The organism is Pseudoalteromonas sp. MER144-MNA-CIBAN-0113, assembly GCF_040308965.1.
Taxonomy (GTDB): Bacteria; Pseudomonadota; Gammaproteobacteria; order Enterobacterales; family Alteromonadaceae; genus Pseudoalteromonas; species Pseudoalteromonas tetraodonis.
Genome location: NZ_JBEOOG010000297.1, coordinates 1 through 279 on the forward strand (window position 1 = coordinate 1; position 279 = coordinate 279).

Here is a 279-nt window from a genome sequence, read left to right on the forward strand (position 1 = left end):
GCTTATTGCTTTAATTGGTATGGCGACTAGTTTTGCCGAGAGCACATTAGCGCAAGCTTATAAAACGCGTGATGAACAGGGGAACTTTCGTGGTGGCCCTGCTTATTATATGGAATATGGTTTAGGTAAGCGCTGGATGGGCGTTATTTTTTCACTGTGTTTAATATTAGCGTTTGGTTTTGTATTTAACGCAGTGCAATCAAACTCTATTGCAGCTGCATTTAAAGTCGCTTTTGATATTCCGAACTATGTAGTAGGTATTGCTTTAGTTATTGGCTC

1 protein-coding gene is annotated in these 279 nt (G+C 39.8%); it reads left to right on the forward strand.

Annotated elements, in window-relative coordinates:
* On the forward strand, nt 1-279 hold a 279-nt coding region (locus AAEY57_RS19780; protein WP_350608643.1), incomplete at both ends, for an alanine:cation symporter family protein.